4 protein-coding genes are annotated in these 7,623 nt (G+C 65.6%); all 4 read right to left on the reverse strand.

Annotated elements, in window-relative coordinates:
* Positions 1-17: 17 nt before the first annotated feature.
* A complete protein-coding gene (locus ACYVHT_RS11650) occupies positions 18-1,985 on the reverse strand; it encodes a DUF3857 domain-containing protein (protein ID WP_460551535.1) in 1,968 nt (655 codons plus the stop codon).
* A 43-nt stretch (positions 1,986-2,028) separates the two neighbouring features.
* Positions 2,029-4,080, reverse strand: a complete 2,052-nt coding sequence (locus ACYVHT_RS11655; protein WP_460551538.1) for a DUF3857 domain-containing protein — start codon at positions 4,078-4,080, stop codon at positions 2,029-2,031.
* Positions 4,081-4,136: 56 nt separating this feature from the next.
* Positions 4,137-6,188 (reverse strand): DUF3857 domain-containing protein, encoded by a 2,052-nt coding sequence (locus ACYVHT_RS11660; protein ID WP_460551541.1) that lies wholly within the window; start codon positions 6,186-6,188, stop codon positions 4,137-4,139.
* 120 nt (positions 6,189-6,308) lie between these two features.
* The gene (locus tag ACYVHT_RS11665) at positions 6,309-7,541 is read right to left on the reverse strand and encodes an MFS transporter (RefSeq protein ID WP_460551546.1); all 1,233 of its coding nucleotides are present in this window, start codon (positions 7,539-7,541) and stop codon (positions 6,309-6,311) included.
* Positions 7,542-7,623: the final 82 nt, after the last annotated feature.

The raw sequence follows: 7,623 nt of genomic DNA on the forward strand, positions 1-7,623 counted from the left end.
AATGGGTAAGCAATAGGTTAAGCCTTCTTTTTCAGCACGAGCTTTTCGCTCTGCTTGGCCAGCATCAGGCGGTAGAGCTCGCGCAGGTACTGGTAGTCGGTGGCCGCGTACACGGGCTTGCGCAGGCTCAGGCGGCTGGTGATGCTGACGGTGCCGCCCGTGGCGGCAATGGTGTAGAAGAACCGGCCGCCATTGTCGGGCAGGTCCACCACGGCGGGCTTGGGCATCTCGGCCAGCTCGTAGCCGGCGGGCAGGCTGAGCGTCAACAGCATGGTTTCTTCCTGCAAAGTGCCGAAATCGACGGGAAACGTGCGGTTTTCGTGGCGGAAGGGGTTTTGCTCCGAGGCAAAATCGGTGAACGGGCTCAGGTACAGGGCGCCGGCCGCCGCCTCGTCGGCGGGCTGGGCAAACTCGTAGTCGAGCACCAGCGGCTTCAGCAGGTTGGCGCGCTCCGAGATGGCGAATTTGGGCACCGTCCAGGCCGCGTGCCGGCCCGCAAACCGGGTGCGGAACTTGGGCTCGCCCAGGTTTTCCAGCTCGGCGCGGGCCGTGGCTCCGGCGTAGCCGCTGTATTCCTCGTGCACCTTGCCGCTGAGGGCGCCTTCGGGCGTGAGGGCCAGCTGCACCTGCTGGTAGTGCACGCGCCGCTGGCTGGGCGTGAGGTCGAGCCAGCGCGACTCCTTGCCCTCGGGCATCACCAGGCGGCCCACCTGGTTGAGGCAGCGCTCGGGCAGCATGCCGCTGGGCAGCAGGGGCTCGGTGGCATCCAGCAGCAGGTCCCTGCCATCGGGCAGGGCCACGTGGGCCACCACGTAGTTGAAGCGCGACGCGAGCGGGAAGTCGACAACCAGCTGCCCGTGGCGGCGGGTGCTGAGCAGCACCGGGTTGGCCTCGATGCCGGCCGCCCGCAGGGTCGCAACCAGCAGCAGGTTGATGTCGGCCGAGTTGCCGCGGTGCAGCTCCGTAAACGTTTTGCGCAGCGGGTTCGAGGTGTAGATGGTTTCGTACTCGTTGTATTTCACCGCGTCGCGCACCAGGGCATGAATGGCGGCCACGCGGGCCTCCACCGTGGTGCCCGGCCCCAGGCCCAGCTTGGCCACGGCCTCTTTCATAAAGCCGCCCCGGCCCAGCTGCAGGCCAAACTCCTCCTCCTGCAGCAGGGTGGCATCGATTTTTTCCCAGCTGCCGGTGAAGTCTTTGCCCCCCACGCCGGGCACGTAAAAGCTGGCCAGCTCCAGGTCCATGCGGGCGGCGTAGTCGCTCATGGTCGTGATGTAGGGCTCCTCGCGCAGGGCGGGCACGTCGCGCATGGCCCAGCGGTAGCGCATGGTGCGCGTGGCCCGGTTGCCCATGATGGTGCTGCCCTGGTCCTGCTCGCGCACGGTGAGGGGCAGGTAGCCCCGCATCACGGTTTTGTAGTTGAAATAATCGGGGTAGTTGACGCGGTACTCGCTCCAGCGCACCGGAATGGAATACTGAAACTGCCAGTCGGGCAGGCCCATGGCCACGCCGGAGACTATCGAATACGTGAACTCAATCACGGAGCCCTCGTGCACGTTCGGCATCGTGAACTTGCGAATGCGCGCGTGCGCGTTCACGTCGTCGGTGAACTGGCCATCGTCTTCCAGCTTGGTTTTTTCCGTGGCCCCGTTGTAGGTGAAGCCCCGCAGGCCCACCAGCTTCTGCGCGCCGGTAAGCAGCGGAATTTCGACCGTGGCCCACGAGTAGCCGGCTTTCCGGAGGATTTTGATGCGCGTGGTGCGGTCGGTCACGGCCTGCAGGCTGCCGTTGGCCCCCATCTCTACCCGGGCGCTGGCGTAGTCGCACAGCACCACGGCGGCGGCGCTGTCGGCCGCAAACGGCGCGGCCGTGAAATCGGCCGGGTTGGGCTTGCCGAACTTGATGGGCTCGTCCTGAGCCCGGGCCGCCGGCGCGCCAAGCGCCAGCAGCGTCAGGGTAGCTGAGTAGCTGAGAAGTGCTTTCATGCAAAAAACAAGGGAAGGAAAGGAAGACTGGAGGGGGAAAAACTTAGCTGGCTTTTTTCTTGATGACGAGCTTTTCGCCCTGCTTTTCCAGCATCAGGCGATAGAATTCGCGCAGCTGGGCATACTCTTCGGCCGCGTACACGGGCTTGCGCAGGCTCAGGCGGCTGGTGAGCTGCACCACGCCGGGCGCGCCCGGAGTCACCGAGTACATGAAGCGCCCGCCGCCGTCGGGCAGCTCCACCACCGCCGGCTTGGGCGTTTCGCTGAGCTCGTAGCCGGCGGGCAGCGTCAGGGTAATCATGGTCGTTTCGTCCTGGGCTGCCCCAAAATCGACGGGGAACAGCCGGTCGTCGTGCCGAAAGGGGTTCTGGTCGGAGCTGAACTCGCGGAGCGGGCTCAGGTAGAACGTGCCCGCCGTGGCATGGTCGTCGGCGGGCTGGGCAAACTCGTAGTCCAGGGCCAGCGGCTTGGCCACGTTCTCGCGCTCGGCCACCGCAAACTTGGGCACCGTCCAGCCGCTGTGCGGGCGCGTCAGCTCGGCCAGGTATTTCTTCTCGCCCAGGCGGGCCAGCTCCTGGCGGGCGGCCACGCCGGCGTAGCCGCTGTGCTCCTCGTGCACCTTGCCCGTGAAGCCGCCCTGGGCATCCATCGTCAGGGCCACCTGCTGGTAGTGCACCCGGCGGTGCGTGGGGGCGAGGTCCACCCAGCGCCCGTCGGTCGAGTTTTTCATGATGAGGCGGCCTGCTTGGTTGAGGCAGCGCTGGGGCAGCACGCCGCAGGGCAGCAGGGGCTCGGTGGCATCCACCAGCAGGTCTTTGCCATCGGCCAGGGGCACCAGCGCCACCACGTAGTTGAACTGGCTTAGCAGGGGCTGGGTCTGGTTCACGCGGCCGTGGCTGCGGGTGCTGAGCAGCACGGGGTTAGCCGTGAGGCCGGCATCGCGCAGGGCGGCAATGAGCAGCAGGTTCACGTCGGCCGAGGTGCCGTGGTGGGCATCGTAGGCCTTGCGCAGCGAGCCGTCGGTAGAATAGCGGTTGGTGCCGTCGTAGCGCACGGCGGCCATCACTACCTGGCGCACGGCGGCGGCGCGGGCTTCGGTTTCGGGATACTTCGCGATGAGGGGCAGCAGCTGGTCTTTCAGGAAGTTACCCCGGTTAAGCTGGGCCCCGAAGTTCTCCTCGTTCAGCAGCTCGGCGTCGATTTTCTGCCAGTTGCCCGCCACGTTCTGGTAGGCCTGCCCCGGAAACTGCTCGCCGGCCAGCTGGAAATTAATCCGGTCCACGTAGTCTTCCGAAGTGGTCATGAAGGGCTCGTCGCGGAAGGCCGGCACGTCTTTCATCGCCCAGCGGTAGTTCGTCACCTTGGCCGTCACCGTTTCGTTGCTGCCGGCAGTGCGGGCGGTGGTGTAGCCGCTGCCCGAGAAGCCGCCCGCCGTGTGCACCGTAAACTGGGTGGAGTTCTCGGTCTGCGTGCGTACGGCCAGGTTGTGGTAGCCCTGCATCAGCATTTTGTAGTGAAAATACTCGGGAATGTTGGCCCGGAACTCGCTCCACCGCACCGGAATCTCGCGCTGAAACGTCCAGTCCTGAAAGTTGAAAAAGAAGTCCGACGTCACCGTGTAGGCGTACTCAATCACCGAGCCCTCGCGCACGTCGGGCATCGTGAACTTGCGCAGGCGCACGTTGGGCGTGAGGTCCTCGCTGAAGGTATTGGAACCGTCGAGCTTGGTTTTCACCACCTGGCCATTCACCAGGTTATAAGTAGTGCCGCGCAGGCCGCTAATCTTTTCCGCATTGGTGTCGCGGTGGTAGAGGGGCACTTTCACCGTGGCCACGTCGTAGCCGGCTTTCTTGAGAATCTTGATGCGCGTAATCCGCTCGCTCACCAGCTGGAAGTCGTTGTTGAGGTACTGAAAGCTGGTGGTGCCGTAGTCGCACAGCACCACGGCGGCGGCGCTGTCGGCCGCAAACGGCGCGGCCGTGAAATCGGCCGGGTCGGGCTTGCCAAACTTGATGGGGGCGTCCTGGGCCCGGGCCGCTAAGCCGGCCAGAAGAATGGCGGCCACCGCCGCCGAAGCACGTAGAACTACTTTCATACAGAGAAGGAGAAAAGGAAGGGATTAAGAACAAATGCTGGCAAAAGCGCAAGAACTCAGCTGGCCTTTTTGCGGATGACGAGCTTCTCGCCCTGCTTTTCCAGCATCAGGCGGTAGAGCTCGCGCAGGTCGGCGTACTGGTCGGCGCTGTAGGCGGCGTTGCGCAGCCACAGGCGGCTCACGAGCTGCACGGTGGTCCCGCTGGCCACGGCGCTGTAGGCAAAGCGGGCGCTGCCGCCGGGCAGCTCCACCACTGCGTTTTTGGGCAGGGCGGCCAGCTCGTAGCCGGCGGGCAGGGTCAGGCTCACCATCAGGGTTTCGTCGCGCGGCACGCCCAGGTCCACCGCAAAGCGCCGGCTCTCGTGCCGGAAGGGGTTGGCGCCGCTGCTGAACTCGCGCAGCGGGCTCAGGTAGAGGTCGGTGGCTGGCCCGGCCTCGCCGGCCGGGCGGCTAAAGCTGTAAATCAGGCCCATGGGCTTGGTCAGGCTGTCGTAGTTGGCCAGCGTGAACCGGGGCACGGCCCAGTCGTCGTGCTGCTTCACCAGCTCGGCCATAAATTTCTTGCCGCCCAGGTCGGCCACCTGGCCCCGGGCAGTGGCCGCCGCGTAGCCGCCGAATTCCTCTTTCATCTGGCCCGTGAAGCCGCCCGCGGCATCGAGCGTCAGCGTGGCCTGCTGAAAATGCACCTCGTGCAGCGTCGGCGCCAATGATACCCACCGGCCCTCCTCGTTGCTGCGCGCCGGAATGAGGCGGCCGGTCTGGTTGAGGCAGCGCCGGGGCAGCACGCCGCAGGGCAGCAGCGGGTCGGTGGCATCCACCAGCAGCTCCTGGCCGTCGGCCAAGGGCACCAGGGCCACCACGTAGTTGAACTTGTCCAGCATCGGAAACTCCTGGCTGACGTGGCCGTGGTCGCGGGTGCTGAGCAGCACGGGGTGGGCCGTGAGGCCGGCATCGCGCAGGGCGGCAATGAGCAGCAGGTTCACATCGGCCGAGGTGCCCTGGTGGGCCTCGTAGGCCTTGCGCAACGAGCCTTCGGACGAGTAGCGGTTGTGGCCGTTGTAGCGCACGCTGGCCATGATTACCTCGCGCACGGCGGCGGCGCGGGTCCTCATTTCGGGGTAGCGCCCGGCCAGCGCCTGCATCTGGGCTTTCAGAAAATTGCCCCGGTCCAGCTGCAGGCCAAAGGCATCGTCGTTGAGCAGCCGGGCGTTGATTTTCGGCCAGCTGTCGGTCAGGTCGGTATAGGCCTGGTTGGGCCACTGCTCGCCCACCAGCTGGAAATCGAGCCGGTCGAGGTAGTCGTCGGCCGTCGTCATGTATGGTTCGCTCCGAAACGCCGGCACGTCTTTCAGCACCCACTGGTGGTCCTCGGTGGACGTGCTGATGTAAACGCTGTTGGAGTCGAAATTGCCCGTTTTCTGGTCCACGCGCATGGTTGCCTTGCCGAGGCTGGGCTTGTCCACCGTGAGGGGCTGGGTGCCCTGGTAAATGATTTTATACTTGTAAAACAGCGGGATGCTCGCCCGGTATTCGCTCCAGCGCACCGGAATGGTGCGCTGAAACGCCCAGTCCTGAAAGTTGAACAGGTAGTCGGAGCTGAGCGTGTAGGCGTACTCAATCACCGAGCCGGCGCGCACGTTGGGCAGCGTGAATTTCTGCACGTTCACGTTGGGCGTGCGCTTTTCCAGAAACACGCCGCTGGGCTCCAGTTTGGTTTTCTCCACCACGCCGTTCACCAGGTTGTAGGTGAAGCCGCGCAGGTTGGTCACCCGCTCCGACTTGTCTTCGCGGTGGTAGAGCGGAATCTCAATCTCGGCTTCATCGAAGCCTGCTTTGCTGAGGATTTTGATGCGCGTCACCCGCTCAAACACCACCTGCAGGCCGGTGGTGTGCCCTTCCATGCGCGAGCGGCCAAAATCGCAGAGCACCACGGCCGCCGCGCCGCTGTCGGCCACAAAGGGCGCGGCCGTGAGGTCGGCCGCCGGCACAAGGCCAAATTTAATGGGCTCGGGCTCCGGCCTGGCCTGGGCTAGCCCCACCATCGGCAGCAACAGGCCGCAGACCGGCAGTACCCGCCGCAGCCGGCGAAGCAGAAAAGACGCTGACATCAATGAAAAAGAAAGGGGAAGACAATCTTTGAACCCCTAAAAATAAGGAGCCGGATTCATTCCTCATTCATCCTTCATTATATTTTAATTATTGCCTCATGCAGCTGCATTCCGCCGGGATTATACCACTTCCTCGGGCATGGGCTCAGGGGCCGGCTCGGCCACGCCGGCCGCCACCGGCGGGGCCGTGGAGGGCACCGTGAGCAGGTAGCCAATGGCGGCCAGCACGCACAGCAGGCTCAGGGCGTGCACGTAGGGCAGGCGGGCCGGCTGGTTGGCAAATATCCAGCCCGCGAGCAACGCGCCCAGGCCGATGCCCACTTCCAGGGCGATGTACATGGTGGCCACGCCCCGGCCCCGGCGCTCGGGGTGGCTCAGGTCGATGGTCCAGGCGTAGAGCGTGGGCGAGTTCAGCCCGGTGCCAATGCCGAAGATGATGGCCCCCGCCAGAAACACCGGCACCGAGGGCGACCACACCATCACGGCCAGGGCCAGGGCCAGCACGCCCGCCGACCAGCGCAGCACCGGCACCCGGCCGTAGGTGTCGCTGGCTTTGCCGGCCACCAGCCGCACCACCAGCGCCGCCACCGTGTAGCAGATGTAGAACAGCCCTTTGCTGGGCAGGCCCAGCACCTTGCTCTGGTCGGGGATGACGGTGAGCACCGCGCCGAACGGAAACAGGCACAGAATGGTGACCAGCGCCGGGGCAAACACGCGCGGCTCCAGCACTTCCTGCCGCCAGTCCAGCTTCAGCAGCGCGAAGCGGAAGCGCCGCCGCTGGGCCAGCGGCAGGGTTTCGGTGAGGGAGCCCTGCACCAGCACCGAGAGCAGGGCCATGCCCGCCGAGCAGTAGAACATGGTGTTGAGCGAAAAATGCGCGGCCACCTGCGTGCCCAGCCACGGCCCGACGGCCATGCCCAGGCTGCCCGTCATGCCCAGCAGGCCCATGGCCTCGCCGCGCTTTTCGGCCGGCACAATGTCGGCCACGAAGGCGGCCGTGCCCGTGGGCTTGAAGCCCGTGCTGAACCCGTGCAGCAGCCGCAGCCCCAGAAAGCTGCCCACCGTGAGCGCCCACGGATACACCAGCCCGCACACCACGCACACCAGCGAGCCCAGCACCATCACCGGAATGCGGCCCACGGTGTCGGCCAGCTTGCCCGAAAACGGCCGCGAAATAGCCGCCGTGAGCGTGAAGAGGGCAATGATGAAGCCCTTGTACTCGCCCCCGCCCAGCCGGGTGAGGTGGTCGGGCAGCTCGGGCAGCAGCAGGTTGAAGCTGGCAAAAAACAGAAACGACGACAAGCACATCAGCCAGAAGCCGATGGTGTAGGGGCGGGAAGCGGGAGTGGGCATAGCTGCCGCAAAGGTCGGCAGGAATGGCCGGGCGGGCGGCGGGCGGCGGCGGCGGGCGCGGCCGGGGAGCCGGCCGGCCCCG

The sequence above is a fragment of the Hymenobacter daeguensis genome, assembly GCF_054780555.1.